Origin of the sequence: Paenibacillus sp. y28, from assembly GCF_037137075.1 — a bacterium.
In the GTDB taxonomy this organism is placed as follows: domain Bacteria; phylum Bacillota; class Bacilli; order Paenibacillales; family NBRC-103111; genus JBBBNV01.
In genome coordinates, this window is sequence record NZ_JBBBNV010000002.1 from 256,280 (window position 1) to 279,804 (window position 23,525).

16 protein-coding genes and 1 pseudogene are annotated in these 23,525 nt (G+C 56.4%); 13 read left to right on the top strand and 4 right to left on the bottom strand.

The features are described from left to right. The first annotated feature begins 9 nt into the window (after positions 1 to 9). The 7 genes and pseudogenes from WBG83_RS04320 (at position 10) to WBG83_RS04350 (ending at position 6,236) form a co-directional block, all read left to right on the top strand. Positions 10 to 720, top strand: a complete 711-nt coding sequence (locus tag WBG83_RS04320; RefSeq protein WP_336743001.1) for a class I SAM-dependent methyltransferase — start codon at positions 10 to 12, stop codon at positions 718 to 720. Between the two features lie 33 nt (positions 721 to 753). Continuing rightward, positions 754 to 1,848: a saccharopine dehydrogenase family protein gene (locus WBG83_RS04325; RefSeq protein ID WP_336743002.1), complete on the top strand. Its 1,095-nt coding sequence runs from the start codon at positions 754 to 756 to the stop codon at positions 1,846 to 1,848. Positions 1,849 to 2,024: 176 nt separating this feature from the next. Beyond that, positions 2,025 to 2,951 (top strand): aminoglycoside phosphotransferase family protein, encoded by a 927-nt coding sequence (locus WBG83_RS04330; RefSeq protein WP_336743003.1) that lies wholly within the window; start codon positions 2,025 to 2,027, stop codon positions 2,949 to 2,951. A gap of 161 nt (positions 2,952 to 3,112) precedes the next feature. Next, positions 3,113 to 3,805 (top strand): prolyl oligopeptidase family serine peptidase, encoded by a 693-nt coding sequence (locus tag WBG83_RS04335; protein ID WP_336743005.1) that lies wholly within the window; start codon positions 3,113 to 3,115, stop codon positions 3,803 to 3,805. A 33-nt stretch (positions 3,806 to 3,838) separates the two neighbouring features. Beyond that, positions 3,839 to 4,102, top strand: a pseudogene (locus WBG83_RS04340) (GNAT family N-acetyltransferase); the annotation flags it as partial. Between the two features lie 173 nt (positions 4,103 to 4,275). Beyond that, a complete protein-coding gene (locus WBG83_RS04345; RefSeq protein WP_336743007.1) occupies positions 4,276 to 5,502 on the top strand; it encodes an FAD-dependent monooxygenase in 1,227 nt (408 codons plus the stop codon). Between the two features lie 17 nt (positions 5,503 to 5,519). Further along, positions 5,520 to 6,236, top strand: coding sequence for a SanA/YdcF family protein (locus WBG83_RS04350; RefSeq protein WP_336743009.1), 717 nt, complete (start codon positions 5,520 to 5,522; stop codon positions 6,234 to 6,236). 292 nt (positions 6,237 to 6,528) lie between these two features. Here the strand turns inward: WBG83_RS04350 and WBG83_RS04355 are convergent, their stop codons facing one another. Then, positions 6,529 to 7,620: an AI-2E family transporter gene (locus WBG83_RS04355; protein WP_336743011.1), complete on the bottom strand. Its 1,092-nt coding sequence runs from the start codon at positions 7,618 to 7,620 to the stop codon at positions 6,529 to 6,531. Positions 7,621 to 7,758: 138 nt separating this feature from the next. On the opposite strand from WBG83_RS04355, the gene WBG83_RS04360 reads away from it, so the two are divergent. The 4 genes from WBG83_RS04360 (at position 7,759) to WBG83_RS04375 (ending at position 10,870) form a co-directional block, all read left to right on the top strand. Continuing rightward, positions 7,759 to 8,058 (top strand): HesB/IscA family protein, encoded by a 300-nt coding sequence (locus WBG83_RS04360; RefSeq protein WP_336743013.1) that lies wholly within the window; start codon positions 7,759 to 7,761, stop codon positions 8,056 to 8,058. Between the two features lie 4 nt (positions 8,059 to 8,062). Beyond that, complete coding sequence (locus WBG83_RS04365) at positions 8,063 to 8,290, top strand: DUF1450 domain-containing protein (protein ID WP_336743015.1); 228 nt, start codon at positions 8,063 to 8,065, stop codon at positions 8,288 to 8,290. Positions 8,291 to 8,408: 118 nt separating this feature from the next. Further along, the gene (locus tag WBG83_RS04370) at positions 8,409 to 9,539 is read left to right on the top strand and encodes a hypothetical protein (protein ID WP_336743017.1); all 1,131 of its coding nucleotides are present in this window, start codon (positions 8,409 to 8,411) and stop codon (positions 9,537 to 9,539) included. 233 nt (positions 9,540 to 9,772) lie between these two features. Then, a complete protein-coding gene (locus tag WBG83_RS04375; RefSeq protein ID WP_336743019.1) occupies positions 9,773 to 10,870 on the top strand; it encodes an MraY family glycosyltransferase in 1,098 nt (365 codons plus the stop codon). A gap of 235 nt (positions 10,871 to 11,105) precedes the next feature. Here the strand turns inward: WBG83_RS04375 and WBG83_RS04380 are convergent, their stop codons facing one another. The 3 genes from WBG83_RS04380 to WBG83_RS04390 all read right to left on the bottom strand — a co-directional run bounded on the left by WBG83_RS04380 (position 11,106) and on the right by WBG83_RS04390 (position 15,399). Then, the gene (locus WBG83_RS04380; RefSeq protein WP_336743021.1) at positions 11,106 to 12,812 is read right to left on the bottom strand and encodes a proline--tRNA ligase; all 1,707 of its coding nucleotides are present in this window, start codon (positions 12,810 to 12,812) and stop codon (positions 11,106 to 11,108) included. 393 nt (positions 12,813 to 13,205) lie between these two features. Beyond that, the gene (locus WBG83_RS04385) at positions 13,206 to 13,766 is read right to left on the bottom strand and encodes a GNAT family N-acetyltransferase (protein WP_336743023.1); all 561 of its coding nucleotides are present in this window, start codon (positions 13,764 to 13,766) and stop codon (positions 13,206 to 13,208) included. 412 nt (positions 13,767 to 14,178) lie between these two features. Continuing rightward, positions 14,179 to 15,399, bottom strand: coding sequence for a YheC/YheD family endospore coat-associated protein (locus WBG83_RS04390; RefSeq protein ID WP_336743025.1), 1,221 nt, complete (start codon positions 15,397 to 15,399; stop codon positions 14,179 to 14,181). A 508-nt stretch (positions 15,400 to 15,907) separates the two neighbouring features. On the opposite strand from WBG83_RS04390, the gene WBG83_RS04395 reads away from it, so the two are divergent. Both WBG83_RS04395 and WBG83_RS04400 read left to right on the top strand, forming a co-directional pair. Continuing rightward, positions 15,908 to 17,239 (top strand): glycosyltransferase family 4 protein, encoded by a 1,332-nt coding sequence (locus tag WBG83_RS04395; protein ID WP_336743027.1) that lies wholly within the window; start codon positions 15,908 to 15,910, stop codon positions 17,237 to 17,239. Between the two features lie 375 nt (positions 17,240 to 17,614). Then, on the top strand, positions 17,615 to 23,524 hold the full coding sequence (locus WBG83_RS04400) for a WIAG-tail domain (protein ID WP_336743028.1): 5,910 nt from the start codon (positions 17,615 to 17,617) through the stop codon (positions 23,522 to 23,524). Position 23,525 lies beyond the last annotated feature (1 nt).

Here is a 23,525-nt window from a genome sequence, read left to right on the forward strand (position 1 = left end):
CAATCAGCTATGAATCAACCGAATTCACGTATGAGCTGGGACCATCCGGATGTCAGCCGGTATGAACAGACGATTTCACGCAAAATACCCGGATATCTGCTGCTGTATGATATGACCGCTCGGCTGCTTACCTCGCTGCTAAAGCATACTGGAGAGTCTGCCCGCGTGCTGGTGGTGGGCGCAGGCGGCGGACAGGAGCTGGTCACACTGGGGAGAAGGCATGCGCATTGGACGTTTACGGGGCTTGATCCATCCTCCCGGATGCTGGACCTGGCCAAGCAGCGTGTGGAGCAGGCACTGCCCGGGGATCGGGTAACCTATATCGAGGGAACCGTCGATCGTTTGCCTGAGCAGCCTTCATATGATGCTGCCACCTGCCTGCTGGTGCTTCATTTTGTAAAGGGGACGGAGGCCAAACAAAAGCTGCTGCGCGGAATCGCCGAACGCTTGAAGCCGGGTGCGCCTGTCTTTGTCGCGTCGATTAACGGGGACCCCGAATCCCCGGCCTTCTCAAGCCAGATGCAAGCCTGGAAAAGCCACATGCTGGACAATGGCATTCCGCTGCAGGATTGGGAGCGGTTTGCCGCATCCATCGGAAATGAATCCGATCCGGTTCCTCCCGCCGTTGTGGTTGATTTGTTGACGGAGGCGGGATTCTCACAAATCTCGTGCTTTTTCGGCGCTTATTTAATTGACGCCTGGTTTGCCGTGAAGGCCTAGCGGAAGGAAGGCAGGAAGGAAGCAGGCGCGGTGATGAAGGACCATATTCTTGTTGTTGGCGGCTATGGCCGCGTGGGCCAAACGATTTGCCGGTTCCTGGGCGACCGTTATCCCGGGAAGGTATATGCGGCCGGAAGAAGTCTGGAGCGGGCCGTCCGATTTTGCGGGGAAACAGAAGGGCGGGTCCTGCCGCTGCAGGTGGACATTACCGAACCGTCCGGGCTGCAGGTGCTGGACAGCGCCAAGCTGGTGGTCATGTGCCTGGATCAGCACGACACGGCGTTCGTTCAGGCCTGCCTGGAGCGGGGAACGCATTATGTGGATATTTCAGCGAAGGGCGATTTTTTGGCCCGGGTCGAAGGCCTGCAATCTGCAGCACGGGCTAACGGCGCGACGGCGGTGCTTAGTGTTGGTCTAGCGCCGGGTATGACGAATCTGATGGCCGCTCAGGCCTCGAAGCTGCTGGATGAGACGGAGGCAATCGATATCTTCATTATGCTCGGGCTCGGGGATCAGCATGGGAAAGCAGCGATGGAATGGACGATCGACCATTTGAATTCCAGCTTTGACGTAACGGAAGGCGGCCGGACGAAGCGGGTACAGAGCTTCACGGACAGGAAAACCGCAGATTTTGGCGGCGCTCTCGGGCAAAGCACGGCCTACCGCTTTCCGTTCTCCGACCAGCAAACATTGGCCCGGACCTTGTCCGTGCCTTCTGTATCCACCCGTCTTTGCTTTGATTCCAGCCTGACGACGGCTCTCGTCAGCGGGCTTCAAAGCATCGGGGTGTTCCGGCTGCTTCGCTTCCGGGCTGTCCGCCGGTTGATGGTTCAGAGCTTCGGCGCTGTACGATTTGGGGAAGAGCTGTTTGCGGTTAAGGTGGAGGCCCGGGGCCGATCCGGACAGAAGCCGGCCTTGGCGGAATGCTTCTTCCATGGCAACAACGAAGCGGAGCTGACCGCCAGAGCTGCCGGTTCTGTGGCGGATTCGGTGTACCGGCGATCCTTCCCGGCGGGAGTGCATCATATCGAGCAGCTCTTTGATCTGCATTCGCTCCGCCCTGCCGTTCAGGAAGGAACAACGCTGGAAATCTGCCTGAATGGGCAAGTGCTGGGGAAGGAAATATAGGCATGTTGAGATAAAGTAGCAGGTCCGGGCCGCCAGAAGGAATCTGGCGGCTTCTTTGTGTACACTGGCAGGCTGCCAACAAACATTCGGAAACGCCCTGCGCAGAGCGCGGAGGTTTATGGTAAAATTAACCTGCGTCTGCTTGCTGCCGGCAAGCTTTCAGAAAGGAGACTTTTATGGAACCGACAACCATTTTTCCAGTCAGAGAGCACATTCCTTTTTTACAAGCGGCTACGGATATTATTCCGATTGATAAAGGGTACTCCAGCGACAAAAAGTACAAGGTTATCGTCAATAATGAGCCATACCTGCTTAAAACGTTTGCTTCCTCCCATCTTCAAGCCAAGCGGAATGAATATGACATCCTGCAAAAAATGACCGAAATCGGCGTAAAATGCTCCAGACCCGTCGAGCTCGGGCACGTTCCTGATATGGGCTTCGGTTATCAGGTGCTGACTTATTTGGAGGGGGAGGATGCAGCTGATCAGCTGCCGTTATACTCCGAGGAGGAGCAGTACCGTATCGGCCTGGAGGCCGGGCAGCTGCTGCTTGCCATGCATCAATACGAAGCGCCTCCATCGATTGCACCCTGGGAGGACAGAAAGCTTCGCAAGCACCGGAGGTATATGGAACGGTATCCGATGTGCGGCGCCAAAGTAACACAGGAAGAGCGGGTCATCGCGTTTATCGAACGGCATCTTCCATTAATGAAGGGGCGGCCCAATTTGTTCCAGCATGACGATTTTCATGTCGGAAATTTGATCGTCCGGGACGGCAGTCTTACCGGAGTGATTGATTTCAACCGGATGGATTGGGGGGATCCGGTCCATGAGTTTCTGAAGGCGGGAATGTTCAGCGCGGAGGTCAGTGTCCCGTTCAGCATCGGCCAAATCCGCGGCTACCATCAGGGACGGGATCCGGATGAGCAGTTCTGGATGCTGTATTCGCTTTATTTGGCAATGAGTACGATTTCCTCAGCAGTTTGGATTTCCGAGGTGAAGCCTGAGGAAACGGATATGATGATGGCAAAAGTCGACCGGATGCTGGACGATCATCATGGCTTCGAGCGTATTCGGCCGGACTGGTACCAGCAGCAAATGTAATGCGCCTGCCTTTTGGTCAAGCTTGAATGAGAATTTAACGACAGGCTTGAATGGGCTGGAGGAGGAAGGCGCTGCTTCGCCGGACAGAAGTTTTGTGAGAGACGAAGCTATAGCGAAAACGAGTATGGCTCCATTGATTAGGGGCTGGAGGAGGACGCGGGATGCCGGTACGGAAGGTTTACGGGAGGCAAGAAGCTGATGGACAGGGAGCCTTGGGCTATCAGCTGTTTTTGCCGATAGACTATGAAGCGGAGCCGGAGAAACGATGGCCGGTTATTTTATTTTTACACGGCATCAAAAAACGGGGGTCTAATCTGGGTGATTTAGACGGATACGGATTACTCGGTATCGCGGAGGAAACCCCGGGCTTCGGCTTTGTCGTCATCGTTCCGCAATGCCCGGCGGAGTCCTCCTGGCCGAAGGAGCGGGCCTCCGTGCTGGCTCTGCTGGATAGTGTGCAGCAGCACTACAGGACAGATGCCAAGCAAGTGCTGCTTACCGGGTTCAGCATGGGCGGAAACGGCGTGTGGGATCTAGCGGACTATGCTTCCGACCGGTTTGCCGCGGCGGCGCCGCTAGCCGGTTATTATGACGCCGATCGAGCGTCTTTATTTGGCGATATGCCGATCTGGACTTTTCACGGAGAAGCGGATGATGTGGTGCCGGTTCAGCGGACACAAGACGTGGTGGCGGCATTACAGCTCGCAGGGAAAAATGTCCGTTGTACCCTGCTGCCTGAGTTGAAACATCCGATCATGGATGCGGTTTACCGCGATCCGGCTCTGTTTGAATGGTTTTTGGAACAGGTGAAACCGGAGTGCTCTTCTCATCGGCCGGAGGGTCATAGCGAGTAGACAAGAGGGTCTGTCTGCAAAGCGGCAGGCTGGGGACAGGGCATGATGACCGAGGCGCTTCAGGAAATGATACAATATGGGTTCGAAGAGCTCGCGCTTAACCGCATCGAGGCGCTGATTGATCCGGGGCACAGTCGCTCCCGGAACGTACTTCTTCGTCTGAATTTTACAGAAGAAGGATTGCTTCGCAGCTATTTTTATGAAAAACACCGTTTCGTGGATGCCGGGGTGTATGCTTTACTGAAAAGCGAAGCTAGGCACCTGCGGCTGCACACAGGAAAGGACAATTCCAAATGATGCATCCGCTGCTAAGCCCTGATTTAGCCCGCCGGATTGAGCGCGCCGAAATCGACGCTGTGACCGACCGGATGAAAGCGGTTCAAGAACGGGAACCGGGCTTAGGCAACAAGGGGATGTGTTTGTTACCGCTGAGCAATGAACGTGAGTCGTATACATACGGAGGAATCGAAATGCATCCAGTTCAGCAGAAACAACTTTCGATGAAAAGCGGGCAGCCGGAGCAGGGCAGCTCGGGTGCTTCTTCCGGTCAAATTATGATTGTCGGCGGGGGAATCGCCGGGCTGGCGTTGGCTAACGCCCTGCAGCGGGGAGGGCGGCAAGTAACGATATATGAGCGGTCCGCTGTGCATGAAGAACGGGGCGCGGGCATTGTACTGGCCGCCAATGCGCTGAAGGTGCTGGAGAAGCTGGGCCTGGCGGGGCAGGTCCGCGCTTCCGGGGCGGCCGTGCGCAGCGCAGAGATTCGCTCATGGGACGGCAAGCCGGTGATGCGGCTGCCTGTTCACGAGCAGGCGGACCGTTACGGCACCTACAGCTATCTCATCCACCGCGCCGAGCTCCACCGCATTCTGCTGAAGGGGCTGGAGCCAGGGACAATCCGGCTCGATAAACGATTCCTTCATTATCAGGAAGGGCCTGACGCTGTCACGGCTTCGTTTGCTGGCGGAGAACAAGCCGAGGGGGCGCTGCTGGTCGGGGCGGACGGGATTCATTCCAAGGTTCGTTCACAGCTTGCAGGCGATCCTCCCCTGCGGTATTCCGGTTACACGGCGCGAAGAGGCATTGCCCATTTCCGGGATTCGCGTTATCCGGTGGAGCTTGGCGGGGGCTTTGAAGCCTGGGGCCCAGGCAAACGGTTTGGCTTTTCCCATCTGGGCAACGACCGCATCTTCTGGTTTGCGGCAATCAATGCCCCTCAAGGGCTGCAGGCTGCGCCAGAAGGGCGTAAAGCCGAGACGCTCCGCCATTTTCGCGGCTGGTGCGAGCCGATTGAGGCTGTAGTGGAAAGTACGCCGGAGGAGGCCGTGCTGGCTCACGATATTTTTGATATGAAGCCTCTGCCGTATTGCTCCGCAGGACGGGTCGTGCTGCTTGGCGATGCGGCTCATCCGATGCTCCCGAATTTGGGACAGGGCGGCGCACAGGCGCTGGAGGATGCGTGGGTGCTGGCGGACCTGCTATTGGCGCTCCCCGGGAATTTGCCAGCCGCGCTGGCGGAGTATGAACATAGACGGCGTGCCCGTACCGCCAAGGTAGCCGAACGGTCCAGAAGAATGGCCAGAATGGTGCAGCTGGAGCATCCGGCGGCTCTATATGCCCGGAACAGCCTGCTTCGTCTGCTGCCTTCACAAATGTCTATCAAGGCGCTGGATTGGCTGCTGGGTTATGAGGTTTAACGGGGGGAACGGGAAGGATGGAGAGACGAATTTTGGGCGTAAGGGAAGAGCTGGCCCAGCCCTGCAAGCGGAAGAGAATACGAAAAAGGCTGCTTGCGTCACTGCTGACAGTGCTTCTGGGGCTGTGCCTTGTTTTGACGAATGACGGGCTTGTCCGTTCCACGGGAAAAAGCTATGTAGTCGGGCTGGATCAGGCCCCCCAAGCAGATGCGATTATTGTGCTCGGCGCGTATGTGCGTCCGGACGGGAGCATGTCCATGATGCTGCAGGACCGGGTCGATACGGCGGTACAGCTGTACGGCCTCGGCAAGGCCAAAAGGCTTCTCATGAGCGGGGATCACGGCCGCAAGGAGTACGATGAGGTCAATACGATGCGGGAATACGCCGAGCAGCAGGGGGTAGAGAGCGCGCATGTGTTTATGGATCATGCCGGGTTTAATACCTATGACAGCATGTACCGGGCCCGGGAGGTGTTTCGGGTCAAAAAAGCGATTATCGTTACGCAGGAATATCATCTGCTGCGCGCTCTGTTCATCGCCCGCCAGCTCGGGATTGAGGCATACGGTGTCGCTGCCGATCGGCATGATTACGGTATCGTCATGCAGAAATATGAGCTGCGGGAAATCGCGGCGAGAAACAAGGATTTGCTGCTTGCCTCCGTACTTCGGCCGAAGCCCCAATTTCTGGGGGACCCGATTCCGATTACCGGAGACGGCAGACTGACCCGGGACTAGCATGGCTTGCCTGGTTCATACCGTGCTTTTGTTAGGCCCCGTGTACGGCATGATGCTTGCAAGGCCGGTGAACCGTGAAAGCCGCCGCCGGAATGCATGGCGGGAGGCCCTTCAGTGTGTTCCGCCAACCGCCAAGCTTTCCGCCCAAAGGGGCGGATACGGTTTAGGCGGCTGATTGCTCGCCGATCGCCGATGAACGATCCGAATAAAGCCCTGCATCCGGGACACAGCAGCTTCATTGGCAGCGTGTTTGTCCGGTGCAGGGCTTTGAAGGGTTGTCGCCGATGACGGCTCAGGTATCCGTGTACTCATCCTCCGGCTTGCGTATCCATCTTTCGAGATAGCCCTGCTCATACAGCGCCTTGATGAGGATGATGAGGATTGGGGACAAGATCAGTCCCGCCACGCCGAACAAGGAAAGCGAAACGATCATGAAGGCAAGCATCGTGAAGGCCGATACGCCGAGGGAGTCGCCGGTAATTTTGGGCTCCATAATTTGCCGGGTCAAAATAACGACGCCGAGGAGCACAGTCAGCCAAATCGCCAGGTACGTCTGCTTGACGATGAACAGGTACACAATCCACGGAATGAATACCGTGGATACGCCAAGCAGCGGCAGGACATCAAACACGGCGGAGAGCAGCGCGACCGCAAAAGCATTTTTGACACCAAGCAGCACAAGCGTGACGAAAATCAGCATAAAGGTGAGGCTGACCAGCTTCGCCTGGGCTTTCAGGTAGCTGACGATTCCGATCAGGACGTTGTCCCGCAGGAAGTAGAAGGCGGTTTTGAACGTCCGGGGCGTCTTGCCCTCGGCCAGCCGCTTCCAGGTATCAATTTCGATGCTTAGAAAATAAGCCAGAATAATCCCGATGACGAAGTTGACGACAAACGTGGAGAACGAGCTGAGCATCGTAAATACGTACCCGAGAAACCCGGTTACAAGGGCGGTTGCTTTTTGTGTGATGAGCGTGGTGTATTCCTGGGCTTTTTCCATCAGTCCCGGGTCCAGCGTTTCGATCTTGCTCAGGACCAGCGGGGACAGCTCCAAGATTTTCTCGGAGAACAAATGGGCATACTCCGGAATGCGCAGCGCCAGCTGCTGAATCTGTACGGCGAATATAACGCCGGCCCCGACAAAAATGCCGCTTATCACGAGAATAAAGAGCAGGGTAGACAGTCCCGTTGCAATGGATTTCTTCATGCCGCGGCGGTGCAGGAACTTGGCGAGCGGTTCAATAATGGCGAAGATGACGAACGCCAAAAATATCGGTGTCGCGATGCGGTACAGATAGCTGAACAGCAGCATAAACAAGTATACCGTCAGCACCATGAGCGCGATGTCGAACACGGTTTTGTAATACTTCTTGTAGAAAGAAAGCATCGAGGTCCCCCTGTTTCAGAAAAATAGTGGCACTACTTTCCATACTAATGAAATGGAAGAGGAAAGACAAGCATTTGACGTGCATACAGCCTGCATTGTAAAATAACGTAAGCAAGTATGAACAGGAGATGAATCCAGATGAACATAAGAATTACGCGCAACGCGGCAAAGGTGCTGCTGGCGGAAATTAATAATGAAGAGAACAAAGGCCTGAAGGTGCGGGTAGGCATCGGCCACGTGCATGGGGATCACGCCCACTATACCATCGGGCTGGACGATCAGAACGAAAATGATATTGTCGTTACAGAAAGAGACATCGAAGTGCTTCTGGACAAAAACGAGCCGCTTCTGGACGGCGTAAAAATCGATTACTTGTATGGACCGGAGGAAGGCTTTGTTATCACCAACGCAAGCAAAGGCAACCACGGCGACCACTAAGCCAATGGCTACCAATGACATTCGCATTTGCGATAAATGCAAGCATATCCGACTGAAGACGATGCTGCCGAAGCTGGAGAGCCTTGTGCCAGGAACGGAAATTAAGGTTGGATGCAAATCGTACTGCGGCCCTTGCGCGCGGGGGGCTTTTATTTTTATTAACGGCCGTTATGTAACAGCCCCGACGGAAGAGGAAGCGATCGAGAAAGCCCGGAAGTATATTAAGAAATAGGAAGCTCTTTGTGCCTTGTCCGGGTACAGAGGGCTTGTTTTTTACTGCACGTTTATGGAAGGCAGCCTGGCGGAATCCGCTCATGATGGAATATAATGGTCAAAAAGGAGGGGAATCGATGGAAGGGATGATTATCCTGATTTTGCTAATCATCATCGTAGGAATTAGTATCGGAAAAGCCTCCGGCTCCAGATCAGGCCGCTCCCGGAGCGGGCAGCCTGTACCTGGCTCGAGAGCAGGCCGGCCGGCTCCGCCCGTATGGGAAGCAGGAGCGCTGCCGCCTTCGCTCGGATTACGGACGGAATTCGGCCTTGAGCGGTTGGCGGAACGGCTGTCTGCGGCGCTGGGAGCGGGCTACGCGGAGCAAATAAAGCTGCGCGTGATGCGGGAGCACCCGGGGATGAATGATGCCCAGTGGGACTGGACCTGGCTGGAGCTGCAGCGGTATTTGCTGATGACCGCAGTGCTGCGCCGCGTGCCCATGTTCAGTGAGCAGGTGGACCGGGCGTGGCACGAAATGCTGATGTTTACCCGGGAATACCAGCGGTTTTGCGAGAGCTTTACCGGTCATCTGATTCACCATGCGCCGGAAGCCGGAGCGGAGACTGTGCCGATGCCGGGCGCGCGGGCCTGGTTCGACTGGATGTACTGTCAGCTTTTTGAACCGACGCCTTACAGCTCCTGGATATGGGGAGGCTTCTTCCGATACCCGCTGCCGCCGGAGCAGCTGTCGATGCTGGAGGAGCTTAGTGAAGAGGAGCTGCGGGCGGAGCTGTTTAACAGCCAGACGCCGAAGCTGCTGCCGGAGGTCGGCCTGTCGATTGGCCGCATAATCTCTGCGGCGAAGGCCCAGATTGCCGAGGGGCGGCGCGGCCGCGACAGCTTCAACAGCAGGCCGTACCGGCAGGAAGCCGGAGCCGGGGATACCGGCTCTACAAGCCCGATCGGGCAATATGCGCTGCTTACGGCACCTTTTCTGATGTATTCCTTATGGAGTAACGGGAATGCCTCTGAGTTTGAGGAAGAGATGGGGCAGATGCTGCCTGAGGAAGAGCAGCAGCGGGAAAAGAATAACAGCGGATGCTCCTCAGGCACCGCCTGCTCCGGCGGAGAGCAGGAGCCATGGCACCGCAGCGAGGACGGCGGGGGAAGCGGCGGATCGGACAGTGGTGGGGGATCGGATTCCTCCGGCTCCAGCTGCGGTGGAGGCTCCTCCTGCAGCAGCGGATGCGGGGGCGGCGGAGACTAGTCCCGGATTGGCCGAAGGGCGTTGTCCGCTTCGATTTCATCGAAGTACAGGCTGCGCGGCGAGAAGTTTTATCACCCGGCTATCACTGGATTATCAGATTGCGGGAACAGGGCGATTCTATGAATCTCGTGGTGAATTATGGTATGATAGGGAAAATGACAGAAAAATCTGGCACTTGTTGTCAAGCAGCGGCTTGACAAGGTTCTTATTTTTTCTGCACAGGAGGCCCTATTATGATGAAGTTGGTCGTTATCGGTTTCATCGCCAGCTTGCTGCTCGCGCTGCTCATCACGCCCTGGGTCAAACGCATCTCCCTCTGGTTTGGGTCCGTAGCGGTGCCCAATCACCGTTCAATGCATCGTACCGTGATGCCGCAAATGGGCGGGCTGGCGATGTTCATTTCCTTTGTCGCGGTGTTCGCGGCAATGGCTCCGTTTGTGGAGCTGCCGATAAAGCCCTTTGTCGGCATTGTGCTCGGGGCGGCCGTAGTGGAGCTGGTCGGAGTGCTGGATGACCGCTTTGCGCTAAAGCCAAGCCGGAAGCTGCTCGGTCAAATGGTGGCGGCGGGTATTGTTGTCCTGTTTGACGTCAGGATTGAGGTGTTCACCAACCCGTTCGGAAGCAGCTGGTTCGGTTTGGAAGGCTGGACGGAGTGGCTTGCTGTCCCGCTGACTGTTGTTTGGATTGTGGGCGTATCTAACGCAATGAATTATATTGACGGCCTGGACGGGCTGGCAGCCGGCGTTTCGGCTATTGCTACAGGCTCTATTCTGGTCATGGCGCTTTTTATGGGCAATTGGGTAGTCGTGCTGGTGTGCGCGATACTGCTCGGCAGCATTCTTGGCTTTCTGCCGTTTAACTTTTATCCGGCCAAGCTGTTTATGGGTGATTCGGGCTCGTTGTTTCTCGGGTTTATGCTGGCTTCCCTATCGGTGTTCGGCTTCAAGCAAATTACGCTGCTTTCGTTTATCGCTCCGATGGTCATTCTGGGCGTGCCGCTCTCGGACACGCTGCTGGCGACGATACGCCGCTGGATGAACAAGGTGCCGATTTTCCGCGCGGATAAAGGGCATATCCATCATAATTTGATGAACCTCGGCTTCAGTATGCGCAGCACGGTGCTCATCATGTATGCCGTCGCTTTATTTTTCGGCGTGAGCGCCATCGTACTCGCCAAAGCGCCGCTCATTGGGAAGCTGCTTATTTTACTCCTCGTGGTGCTGGTTGTTCAGGCCGGCGCGGAGCTGGTCGGCGCAGTGAAGGGGGGCAAGCCGGTGCTCAACATGTTGCTGCGCTTGTTCGGGCGAAGCAAGCCTCACGGGGGGAGTTAAACGCCGCCCGCTGCCGGAGGCTTTTGGAAGCAAGTACATAGCTGTTGAATCAGGCTCAAAATCAAACTCAGCCGGGGATAACCCGGCTGAGTTTGATTTTGTCTATTGAAGTCGAACAATTGATTTTAGAAAGGGCTGTCGGGCGATATGGTCTTCCGATCACTGATGGTTCTTCGTTCAACTTAAATGGAAGCCCCAAGCTTGTTTCAAGAGTGCTGTTCAACAAGGTGCAGTCTTATGGCTGCGACAGCTTCTCCTTTACATGTGCAAGGAGTCCGTCTACCGTTACATGTGAACGGAAGCCCTCCCGTTCCTTCCATTCCACGAGCCCTTCCTGAGCGGCCTTGCCGATGATAACCTGATAAGGAATGCCGATAAGATCGGCGTCCTTGAATTTGACCCCGGGCCGTTCCTCCCTGTCGTCAAACAATACATCGATACCGGACTGCCTCATCTGCTCATAGAGGGCTTCCGCAGCTTGCCGCTGCAGGGTGTCCCGGGTGCTTACGGCAATCAGATGTACCTGATAAGGAGAAGCCTGCTTCGGCCAAACCATGCCCAGCTCATCATGATGCTGCTCGATAATAGCGGCCAGCAGCCGGGAGACTCCGATGCCATAGCAGCCCATTATTACCGGCTCCGAATGACCGTGCTCTGTTACAGCGAGGGCTTTCATAACATGGCTGTATTTTGTGCCCAGCTTGAAAATATGCCCGATTTCGATTCCCGTGGTGGTGGTCAGTGGAGCGCCGCAGCGCGGACAAGGATCATTGGCTCTAGCCATGATGAAATCCCCGGTGGATGCCGCGGTAAAATCCCGGCCGGGCACGACATGCTCCAAATGGGTATCAACCGCGTTGCCTCCGGTTACCGCTTCGGGCATAGCGGCGGCGTGACGATCAAGCAAAACCGGAATGGAAAGTCCTGCCGGACCGAGGAAGCCTGCACCGATACCGACAAGGCTTTCGATGGCGCCCGGATCGGCAAGCTCGAGGCGGGCCGCGCCTAGTGCGCTTTTAACCTTTGTCTCATTCACCTCATGGTCGCCCCGTACGCAAACGGCTACCGGCTTTTCATCCGCCAGGTAGATCATGGTTTTGATGATTTGGCCGGCTGAGATGCCCAGAAACCGCTCCAGCTCCTCAATGCTCTTCATGTCAGGCGTATGCACTTGGCGGGGCTGCGGCGTTTGCTCCGGAAGCAGGTCCGATGAGCCGGAGAAGGCGAATTCCGCTTTTTCCAGATTGGCGGCATAATCGCAGCCGGAGCAAACTACAACCGTATCTTCGCCGGAGTCGGCCAGAGCCATAAATTCATGGGATCCGCCCTTGCCGCCAATCGCTCCGGCATCGGCTTCGACCGCTTGAAACCGCAGCCCCAATCTTGTGAAAATACGGCGGTATGCCTCGAAAACCGCCGCGTAGGTTTGCTGCAGACTGTCCGGCTGATCATGGAACGAATAAGCATCCTTCATCAGAAACTCACGGCAGCGCAGCAGGCCGAAGCGCGGCCGGCGTTCATCCCGGAACTTGGTCTGCATCTGATAAAGCAGCACCGGAAGCTTGCGGTAGGAGGTTAACTCCTGCGCGGCTAGATGCGTAATTACCTCTTCATGCGTCGGACCAAGCACGAACTCGCGGCTGTTCCGGTCAGTCAGACGGATTAACTCCGGACCATAGGCATGCATCCGCCCGGATTGCTCCCACAAATCAAGGGGCTGCAGCGCAGGCAGCAGTACCTGCTGGCCGCCGATAGCGTCCATTTCCTCCCGGATTACGGCTTGAATGTGATGAAGCACCTTGAGTCCCAGAGGCAGATAGGTGTATACTCCCGAGGCGAGCTGGCGGATAAATCCGGCTCGAAGCAGCAGCTGATGGCTGACGGCTTCCGCATCGGCCGGTGTTTCACGAAGCGTAGGCAGCAGCAGGTTGCTTTGTCGCATGAAACCACATCTCCTTCTTCCAAATGATAGTGTGTGACTTAAGTGAAACACAAAAAAACGCACTCCTCCCGTGCTGGGACGATTGCGTTCGTGGTACCACCCAAATTCCGCTACGATTATATTCAATCGTAACGCTCATTACCGGTAACGGAGTTACCCGGCTGCGAATACTTCGCGCTTGGCGGTTCATCGCAGCAGCTGCAAGGCGGGGAGTGATCTGCCGTCTGTGAGAAGCCTTGCAGCGGGAATGGCTTCCTCTCTGTACACAAGCGGAGCAGACTCATATCCTTGGTAAATGCATGTAAGCTATGAAAAAAAATGATTTTACTTAACATACACTCATTTCCAAAAAACGTCAAGAAAATATCAGAACGGAAGTAGAACTTTCCGGGGTTACTCAATGGACGCTGTTCCATACCGGGTAATAAATTCCGCCCGGGTCATGCCGAAATGAATTTCATCATGATATTCTCCGCCGGTGTAAATCATGCTGCGCAGTCGTCCTTCCTCCTGGAAGCCGAGCTTCCGGTGAAGCAGCAGGGATCGCTCATTAAAGGCATACACATGCGGCGTGGCCTTTTGGTAGCCGAGCTCCAGGAAAAAGAAGCGCAGCACTGGCAGGATCAGATGCCTGGCGTACCCCTGCCCCCAGTAAGGACGGGCGAGGGCCAGCCCGTATTTGAAGGTGCCGTGCCTGCGGCTGCAAGCGAAGGTGTTAATGGTGCCGACGGCCTCAAGGGAGGCATCGGTGTCGGCGACCCAGCGGAATGTATCGCCAAACTGGGTTTTGCATTCCCGTTCCAGCCAGGCTTGCCGGCGTTCCGTTGTTTGCGGAAATTGCAGCTCATCACAAAACCGGGCGATGTCGTCGCCCATCAGCTCAAACAAAGGCAAGTCAGCGGCCTGAACAGGCCTTAGCCGAAGCGGGCCGCTTTGCCAAATCGCGGTGGACATGTGTGGAGCCTCCTTTACTATATAAAATAAGATTCGTACCGGATATCACTCTATGTCTAGCATAACACATGCTATACGGAAGTGGCTTGTCCCTGTAAAGGATTGATGCCTTGAAGCTGTCCGGCAGGCTGTGGCGCCGGATTTCATTTCAAAGCCGCGCGGCGGGGAGGCTCGAGCCGCATGGCCTGATGACGCAGGCGGAGGCGGTCCAGCCGCTATTTCATTTACCCGCTGCAGCAGGTGAGGTGCATATTGAATAATACTTTATTACGAACAAGGCAAGTAGGACGTTTCGTACTGGCTGAGGGGCGGACGACAGCCCAAAAAAAAGAAATGTAGAGCCCCCGCCTGTTTCAAACGCATATGCTGCGTATGAACGGGGCGGGGGCTTTTTGTTCTAACGCCGTAACCGCTATTGAGGATTAATCATTAGGCATGGGTCGTCCGGCAGTGAACACACTCCAATTTCGGACGGGGCTGCGGGAGGGCAGCCAAGAATCGCCGTTGTCGGAATACTGCCTCCGGTCCCGAAGGCAAAGGCCGGACGGCTGATCCGCTTCAGCAGATATGCCCCGTAGCCCATGGGATTGTCGTAGGTGGCCCGCCATATGTCCGGCATGGAAGCTTCCTGAAAGCTGTAGCGCAAGTCCCGGCCGTTGCATTCAATAAACATTGGAAAGCCTTCGCGCGTGAGCCCGATATCCAGTCCGAGATCGGCCATATGCGGCAGATGCCGGCTGAGCTGCTGGGCAACAGCCAGCGCAAAACGCTCGATATCAGACACGACCTGATCCGGCTGCAGATGGGGGAAGTCGCCCAACAAAATATCCATGGAATAAACGTTTGCCCCCTGCGCGACATTGGTTAGGAATACGCCGTTCTGCGCTACCTTGGCATTCATACCGGTTATCTGCCAATGACCGGCATGGCCCCGCTGGACGGATACGCGCAAATCAAAGGTCCGGCCCTGGAAGGTGGCAAGCGGCAAGCACTGCTGCACTAGATAAGCGCGCGCTCTGATTCGCTGCAGCAGAGAGGCTGGCAGACGGGCGCCGTCTGCAAACAGCAGGCGGCTGCGTCTGCGGCCGCTGCGGCTGGCGGGGAGATTGAGCTCCCACATGCTTCCATGGCGCTGCAGCTTCATGATGCCCCGCCCGATACTGCTGCTGTTCGGCTTAATGATCAGGGAAGCATGCTCCTGCATCATTTGCTGTATTGTCTCGCGATGGGCTGGCTTCGTTGCAGGCAAATGAGGACGAAGGGCAGGAACGCAGGCTAACAGCTCATGGATGTGCAGCTTGCCGTAACGGTTCCATTGATTGTAAATGAGCTTTCCTCCGCGGACCAGCGCCGATATTTTACGCTGCGCGGATGAATGATGGTACAAGGCCCGGTTATGAATGGCCGTGGGCGCCGGAATACGGCGCAGCCGGTAACCGAGGGTGTCACGCACGTAGGCCTTAATACGCTGCTGCCCCGGACGTATGTCCTGCAGGCGGAAGTAGCAGGGGGTGACACCGTATTTTTGACCGGCTTGGTCATAGAACCGAATCGCTTCGTGCCGGGTTCTTCCCCGGGGTATACCAGAGTACTGGGCATTGTTCAAAAGCACGCCGATCCACCGGTTCTGCACAGGCTGACACTCCTTCTAGCGATTGGACGCTGATAGTGGTTGCGCTTCGTATACGGGACAGAGGCTCAAGGCGCCGAGCCTCTGTCCCGGGGCGGGTTTATATGACGGCTCTATTCTGTTATCAGACAGGACGGTTTTTCGAAAAAAGAGAAGGCCATTCTAGCTCTGCGGCTGTATCATCGTCTGCTGATTCAATGTATGTGGGGGGTGACGGCCGTGCATGGACGAGAGTCGTGTGCGCTTAACTATTTCCGGAAGAAAGACCGCCAGAAGGCCGCATAGACTAGGAGCTGATAGCGCAAGGTGCTGTAGCTCTGCCTTCATACCTCACAACTGCCCCTCGATTGTCATAGGAAAATATTCGTAGACTGTGAACGGCGCTTATCCCGGAAGAGGCGGCTGCGAATCATCACTTCTCCTTGCAGCAGGTAAAAAATAAAGGCGAACTCGGACTGCGGCATTACATGCTATTCGCTAAGAAAAATCGATTCCTTGGAGGCGGTGCGTAGTGGAAGAGTGGCAGGCGGAGAGCCCGGCCAGCCTTACGGGGCAGGAGGCGGGGCAAGCGCAGCCGGCAGCGGAATCTATGGAGGATGCACTGCATCCGGATATTGGATTTCCCGTCGGGCGGCCGGCTGGCGAAGCCGGGGCGCCGGCTGGTAAGATGGCGAGGCTGCTGCGTATCGCCATAGTAACACCGGGCTCGTTCGAGGTCCGTTCCGCCCGCAAAAGCTCCGTGGAACAGGTTGTTGGCCATTTGACGCGCATCTTGCAGCAAGCAGCAGATTTCCGCATCATTGGCCGAAAGCGCGCGGGCTTCGCCGCCCGGGAACGAAGGGACGGGGTGGACTATGTCCGGCTGTCCTGCCGGCACCGCAGCTACGCTCGGGTTGTAGCGGAGAGCCTGCGGAGATGGAAGCCGGATGTGATTCAAGTGGAGAATCGTCCGCGGCTCGCCAGGGCGTTAAAACGGAGCTTCCCCGGCGTGCCGGTTGTGCTTTCCCTGCATTCCGTCATGTTCATGAGCCCTCCTCATATCCGGAAGCAATCCTTGCGCAATTGCCTCGGACAGGTTGATCATATTATGACGAACAGCCGCTTTCTGCAGCAAAAGGTGGCGGAGCAGTCTCCCGTACTGTGGAATCAAAGCAAGGTGCATGTAAATCATTTGGGCGTGGATACGACCGTCTTCCGACCGGTATGGGAGGAAGAGCAGCTTCGTTTGCGGGAGCAGCTTCGGAGCGCGTTCGAGTTCACGGATAAACGGGTCATTCTATACGTCGGCCGGCTGCTGCCTATGAAGGGCGTCCATCATATCCTGGAGGCTATGCCGCGAATTGCTGCGGAGGTGCCGGAAGCTGTGCTGGTCATTGTAGGCAGCGCCTATTACGGATCGCGGCGGATGACCCGGTATGTCCGCAGGCTTCGGCTGCTGGCGCAGAAGACGCCCGGCAAGGTCCATTTTATTCCCTTTGTTCCGCATGAACAGATTCCGGAATGGTTCTGTCTGGCTGATGTCCTGGCGGTTCCTTCATTCGGCAAGGAGGCCTTTGGCCTTGTTAATGTGGAAGCGATGGCGACAGGGCTGCCGGTGGTTGCCACTCGCAGCGGGGGAATGACAGAGATTATTGAGGATCGGATAACCGGCCGTCTCATCGATCCGATAGAGCCGCAGCGGGAGCTTGGTCCTGCTCTTGTAGAGCTGCTGCGGAACGCTTCTTTATGTCGGACCTATGGAGAAGCGGGGAGGAGCAGGGTAGAGCAGCGATTTACCTGGGAAGCTTACGGGAGGCGCTGGCTTGATTTTTATCAAATCATTACTGCCGGAGGGCAAGCTTAAGCCGGTACTGTGATAGGAGGAAGAGGGCCGCCGCCGCTGAAGCCTTTTTCCTGCTGCTCGTTTTTGATTTTGCAGCGGAAGCAGGTCCCCGTTTGTATTCCGTCCTATTCACGAATGCTGCGGCTTTTATGATGATATGGCTGATCGTCTTCATGCAGGGCGGAGGACGGGGGCTTCGAGCGGCCTGCATCGGCGTTTGCAGGTCTATTCCCTCATTTACCGCATATACATGGCGCTAAATGCTTCCGCAGGGACTCCCTTCAATCCCTGCATGGAAATTGGGTGAATGCATATTTTAACGGGATAGGTGTCCCGGATCTGGGTGAATGCATATGTTACAAGAGACCAGGAGGATGATGAGAGAGGAGTTTGGCGATGAAGAACAGGAAGGTATGGTCCAAGGACAGCAGCAAAAAACGCCCAAAGCCGAAGTACTCGGCAAGCATCAATGAGCTCGACTGGCTGGATGAGGACGAGGAGCGCCAGACCAGAGCCAAGGCCACAGCCGATAAAGTGCAAGTAAGCCAGACGGGGCTTCAGGAGGCGGAGGGGAAGTCGGTTCTGCAAGGAATCGGGTCTTCATCCGATATGGAGAAAGGAATTCGGCCCGCTGGTAAGGAGCCTGAACAACCGATGGCCGCGAACCAGCCGAAGACGAGGACGGCGGATCAAGCCAGAAAACAAATTCCTCCTGCGGCCGCAGCAGGAACAACAGGCAGCAAAGCTGGCAGCACTGCCGGAGCGGCTAGGGCGGAGCAAGGGCAGAAGGCCGCGGAAGGGCGAGCGGGGATCGGCGGTCAGAACGGCGTATCTGTCCCTGCTGCTCAAGCCAGACCCGGGGCCGGAGCAGGCGGAGGATTAAGCACGGGGCGGATACCGCAGGGCGGCGCGCAGGAAGACGCGGACACAGGCTTGGGAGCAGCCGCTGCTCCGCGAAGCGGCACGCGGGTAACCCTGGGCAGCGGATCGGGAGCAGCCCCGATACTGCCAAGCGGCGCCCGAACGAGCACAGGCAGCAGCAGTACAGGGAGCGGCCAGGTGCCGCAGAACGGCGCGAGGACGAATGCTGCCCCTCCTGCGGGGAGTGCTGCAGGTACAGGAGCAGCCAGGACCGGCGCCGGCGGGGCCAGGGGCAGTAATACGAGCGCAGCGCCGGGAGCCGCAGGTGCAGCGGTTCCTCAGGCCGGAGCCAAGGCCGTTTCGAACGGCCAAGGTCCAGGGAAGCCGTCCTCCGCTCCGGCTGATGCCACGGAACACCCTGTATTTGTACGTAACGGCCTTTCGCTGCTTGATCGTAAAAATGAGCTGCCCAATGCCCCGTTCATTTATACCGATGACGTGGCCAACGAAGCGGTGACTAACGAGAAAATCGCCAACCGCACCATCGACGGGAGCAAGCTTAAGCACGGCACGCTGGACGGAACGGTGCTGAAGGATTTCATCATCTCCACCTCCAAGCTGGCCGATCATTGTGTAACCTCGCAGAAAATCGCTATTGGCGCTGTTGATAACGAGCATTTGTCGGCGCAGTCCATCTCGGGGGACAAATTAATCGACCGATCCATTACCGGCACGAAGCTGGTGGATAACAGCATTACCTCCGACAAGCTGGCCGATCATACCATTGATGCGATTAAAATTGCCGACGGCTCTATTAGCACGAGACATATTGAGCTTCAGTCCATAACGAGTGAACACATTCAAGATCAGGCAATTTCCTCGGAAAAGCTAAAAAGCGGCGCGGTCGGTCCGGGGAACCTGGCCAACTATGCAGTTAATTCAGCCAAAATTACGAACGGCGCGGTACAAACAGAAAAGCTTCGCGACGGTGCGGTCACAACGGAGAAATTGGCTGACGGTGCTGTGAATACGTCTAAATTAGGCATACAGGCCGTACAGTCGCGGCATCTGCAATTCTCGTCCGTACAGCCGGAGCATTTGGCTGCGAATGCTGTCCGGAGGGAGAATATCGCATCGGGATCGGTTACTTCGGAGCATCTTGCCGAAGGGGCGGTTACAGGGCATCATCTGCAGAACGGCGCAGTTACAGAGGAAAAATTGGCCGATGGCGCCGTAGATAGCCGGCACATCCTTGCAGATTCGATTGGGGAGCTTCACCTGGCTCCGGAAGCCGTTCTTAGCCGCCATCTTCGTCCGGGGGCTGTAGGAACGGAGCAGCTGGCGTCGGGGGCAGTATGCAGCTGGAATATTGAAGAAAACGCAATTGTAACGGCACATGTGGCGGATCTCAGTATTACTGAGGAGAAGATTGCTCCTGAGAGCGTTACTTCAAGCCGTATAGCTATTTCAGCGGTTCAAAATTTGCATTTGGCCAGCGGAGCGGTAAGCAGCGAGAAGCTGTCGGTCGGCAGCGTAGGCAGTCACCATCTGCAGGATCAAAGTGTAGCGAGCCATCATCTGCAGCCGAACAGCGTTTCCCAGAATGCATTGCAGAACCGATCCGTTACGGCAGAGAAGCTGGCCCACGGTTCGATACAAGCAACTCATATTACGGAAGGCGCGATAGGGACGTATCAGCTGGCGGATCATGTAATTACGACAGTAAAATTGGCAGGAGAGTCGGTGTCCACCGACAAATTGGCCGATCAATCCGTCATTACAGCCAAAATTGGAGACGGCAGCGTAACCTCCCGCAAGCTGGCTGCAGATGTGGTGAAGTCACACCATATTGCAGCTGAAGCGATTACCAGCGAGAAGCTGGCGCTTTCCGCTGTCGGCAGCGAGCAGCTGGCTCCCGGAAGTGTGACCAGCGAGCATATAAGCGAGGAAAGCATCAGCAACGAGCATATTCGGTCCCAGTCTATCGGCGCCGACAAGCTCGCGGATGATGCGGTAACCTCCAGCAAGCTGGCCCCCGGCGCGGTCACGGAGCAGATTATCGCTCCGGAAGCAGTGAACGGAAGGCATTTGCAGCCGGAGGCGGTCCATGGTTATCATATTCGTTCCGGCGCGGTCAAAGCCATCCATTTGGACGGCGCTGTTTTTACAGCAGATAAGCTCGCTGAGGGAAGCGTTGGGTCCAGCAAGCTGCAGACCGGCGCGATCATGTCCAGCCATTTGGCGGATTACGCAGTCACTTCAGAAAAAATAGCGGAGCTGGCCATTGGCAGCGCCCATGTTTCCCCTCAAAGCATCGGCAGCTCGCATTTGGCCCAGGGTGCGGTTCATGCAGGACATCTGCAGGATGACTCTGTCGGCAGCAGCACGCTGCGGAATCAGGCGATAACGGAAGAAAAGCTGGCCGATGGCGCGGTCACGGCAAACAAGCTGGCGCCGGAGAGTGTGGATCGAAGCAAGCTTGCCATCGGGTCTGTCGGTGCACTGCAAATTTCCGAGGGTGCCATTGTTTCGGAGAAGCTCGCTTCCGGCGCAGTGCAAGCCGACCATCTTGCCGTTGAATCCATTGCCGCTAAGCATGTTCAGAATGAGGCGATCCAAGGGTTCCATATTAAGCCGTTTACGCTGCGCACACATCATTTGGAGCGTAATGCCATCGGCACGGATCAATTGGCGGATGAAAGTGTCATCGGCGCCAAGCTTGCTTCCGGTACGGTTGAAGCTCACCACTTGTCGGAGCAGGCCGTTCACGAAGAGCACCTGCGCGAAGGTGTCATCCATGCGGATCACCTTGCTGCAAGCAGTGTGCAGCGCAAGCACATTGCCGATGGAATTATTGATGGGACGAAGCTGTCTGAAGAGGCGGTAGGAAGCCAGCACTTGGCGAAGCAGTCCGTCGGTACGCCGCAGCTTGCCGAAGGCGCGGTCAACAGCGATAAGATTGCTCATGGAGCCATTACCGCTAAACACATACTGAGCGAAAATGTACACGGCTACCATATTAAACAAGGCGCAATTAAGCCGTATCATTTGGAAACCGGCTCTATCGGCACGGAGCAGTTTGGCGACGACAGTGTGACTAGCGCCAAAATCGCCGAGCAGGCCGTGGAAGGCCGGCATATCGCAGAACAGTCCGTTTATTCCGAGCACATTAACAATGGGGCCGTTCAAGGACGCCACCTTTCAGAAGGCATTATTGGCCGTCATCATCTTGAAAACGGCACAGTTGACGGCTCCAAGCTGGCCGAGAATGCAGTATCGGAGCGCCATTTGGCGGCTCGTTCCATAGGTGCTGCGCATCTTGCCGACGGAGCGGTGAAGAGCGAGAAGCTCGCATATGAAAGCATTAGCTCGAAGCACATCCAGGCAGAGCATGTGCATGGCTATCATGTGAAGCCCGGTACGTTGAAAGGCGTTCACCTGCAGGCCGGAAGCATCGGTGTCGAGCAGCTGGCGGATGAAAGCGTATCAAGCACCAAGCTGACGGCAAAAGCCGTGGAAGGCCGGCACGTGGCACCGCAATCGATTCAAGCCGAGCATCTTGCTGGTCAAATCGTACAGCGCCGGCATTTGACAGACGGAGCGATACAGCAGCAGCACTTGGCCGATGGAGCGGTTGACGGCGCCAAGCTTGCGGAAGGCGCTGTAAGCGGCAGACACTTGTCATCCCGGGCTGTATCCGCGGTGAATCTTGCCGACAGTGCGGTGGGCAGCGAGCAGTTGGCGGAAGAATCAATTAACGCGAAGCATATTCAGAGCGAAGCGGTGCAGGGCTACCATATCAAGCAGGGAGCCATCAAGCCGTACCACCTGGAGCCGGGAGCCTTCAACGCCGATCAGCTGGCGGATCACAGCGTCACCGCCGCCAAGCTGGACAATGCGTCGGTAGAAGCGCGTCATCTTGCCGAGCAGTCGGTCACGTCCCGGCATATAGGCGGCAGTGCAATTCAGGGCCAGCATTTGGCCGAAACGATTGTGGGCCGCAGGCATCTGGAGAATGACGCCGTCGACGGATCCAAGCTTGCGGAGAGCTCGGTGAGCGGCCGTCACATTACGGCACAAGCCGTGTCTGCAGTGAATCTTGCCGAAGGCGCGGTCGGAAGCGAGCAGCTCGGAGCAGCCTCCGTTTCGCATAAGCATCTTCAAAGCGAAGCGGTGCAGGGCTACCATATCAAGCAGGGAGCCATCAAGCCGTACCACCTGGAGCCGGGAGCCTTCAACGCCGATCAGCTGGCGGATCACAGCGTCACCGCCGCCAAGCTGGACAATGCGTCGGTAGAAGCGCGTCATCTCGCCGAGCAATCGGTTCAAGCCGTACATCTGACCGATCACGCAGTGACGACTCGCCATTTGACCGACGGTGCTGTTGCAAGCCGGAATCTGGCTGCCGGCGCTGTCAATTGCTTGCACCTCGCCGAGCAGTCTATTGAAACCAGGCATGTGTCGGATGGAATTCTAGAGACGCGCCATTTAACGGAGAGCATCATTCAAAGTGTTCATGTGGCCGATGGAGCGGTATGTGCTCAGCACCTCGCCGAGCAGTCGATCCATGCAAGCCATCTTGTCGATGGGGCTGTCTCGTCCCAGCATGTGGTCTCCGGGGCCATCCGCAAGGAGCATATCGCGGAAGGCGCTGTAAATAGCATTCATTTGTCTCTCGGCGCCATCACCTCATCCCATTTACAGCCCCAAATTATTAGCACTCTATCGCTTCAGCCGTCATCGGTTACAGCGGATAAGCTGGCGCCGGCCAGTGTGGATGCCAGCAAGCTGCAACACGGAATTATTGAAACGGCTCATGTAGCTGACAGCGCGATTAACGGAGAGAAGCTGGCTTGGTGTTCCATCCGCGGTGAGCATTTGTCCAATGAGGCGGTTGATTCCAGGCATATTTCTGACAATGCGATAGCTGAAGAGCATATCCAAGAAGGGGCTGTAAGTAGTGCGGCCTTGCAGGACGAAGCTGTGACGGAAGAAAAGTTGCTTGCGGGTGCGGTAACCTCCGAGAAAATCGCCTTTGGCGCAATTAACACGGAGCATGTGCAAGAGCAGAGCATTCAGTCCCGGCACCTGGCTCCGGGCGCAGTGCGTACCGAGCATTTGCCGAACGGCTTGATCGGCGCGGAAAAGCTTTCATTTGTTCCGGTTCGTGCGGCGGCGGATAAGCAGGATGCCTTCATGCAATTCGGATTTACCCCGTTCCGTTTTATGACGCAGGATGAGATGGTCGAAGTAGAAATACAACTGCCAGGCAGCTATGCCACCAGCGACTATGCGATTGTCGCCTTGACCAATAATCCGGCATGCTATGCCGTGTTGAAAGAAAAGAACGGTAATAAGGCGATCATTACCGTGGTCCGCACCAAATTCATTCCGCAGCCGGAAGGGGTCCTGACCTGGATTGCAATTGGCAGTGCACGGGCGTAGC

What these genes read in the sequence shown, in the direction of transcription:
- WBG83_RS04350 (WP_336743009.1), top strand. Translation starts at nt 5,520, where the DNA reads ATGGAGAGACGAATTTTGGGCGTAAGGGAAGAGCTGGCCCAGCCCTGC.
- WBG83_RS04375 (WP_336743019.1), top strand. Translation starts at nt 9,773, where the DNA reads ATGATGAAGTTGGTCGTTATCGGTTTCATCGCCAGCTTGCTGCTCGCG.
- WBG83_RS04345 (WP_336743007.1), top strand. Translation starts at nt 4,276, where the DNA reads ATGCATCCAGTTCAGCAGAAACAACTTTCGATGAAAAGCGGGCAGCCG.
- WBG83_RS04400 (WP_336743028.1), top strand. Translation starts at nt 17,615, where the DNA reads ATGAAGAACAGGAAGGTATGGTCCAAGGACAGCAGCAAAAAACGCCCA.
- WBG83_RS04355 (WP_336743011.1), bottom strand. Translation starts at nt 7,620, where the DNA reads ATGCTTTCTTTCTACAAGAAGTATTACAAAACCGTGTTCGACATCGCG.
- WBG83_RS04360 (WP_336743013.1), top strand. Translation starts at nt 7,759, where the DNA reads ATGAACATAAGAATTACGCGCAACGCGGCAAAGGTGCTGCTGGCGGAA.
- WBG83_RS04385 (WP_336743023.1), bottom strand. Translation starts at nt 13,766, where the DNA reads ATGTCCACCGCGATTTGGCAAAGCGGCCCGCTTCGGCTAAGGCCTGTT.
- WBG83_RS04330 (WP_336743003.1), top strand. Translation starts at nt 2,025, where the DNA reads ATGGAACCGACAACCATTTTTCCAGTCAGAGAGCACATTCCTTTTTTA.
- WBG83_RS04370 (WP_336743017.1), top strand. Translation starts at nt 8,409, where the DNA reads ATGGAAGGGATGATTATCCTGATTTTGCTAATCATCATCGTAGGAATT.
- WBG83_RS04335 (WP_336743005.1), top strand. Translation starts at nt 3,113, where the DNA reads ATGCCGGTACGGAAGGTTTACGGGAGGCAAGAAGCTGATGGACAGGGA.
- WBG83_RS04320 (WP_336743001.1), top strand. Translation starts at nt 10, where the DNA reads ATGAATCAACCGAATTCACGTATGAGCTGGGACCATCCGGATGTCAGC.
- WBG83_RS04380 (WP_336743021.1), bottom strand. Translation starts at nt 12,812, where the DNA reads ATGCGACAAAGCAACCTGCTGCTGCCTACGCTTCGTGAAACACCGGCC.
- WBG83_RS04365 (WP_336743015.1), top strand. Translation starts at nt 8,063, where the DNA reads ATGGCTACCAATGACATTCGCATTTGCGATAAATGCAAGCATATCCGA.
- WBG83_RS04325 (WP_336743002.1), top strand. Translation starts at nt 754, where the DNA reads ATGAAGGACCATATTCTTGTTGTTGGCGGCTATGGCCGCGTGGGCCAA.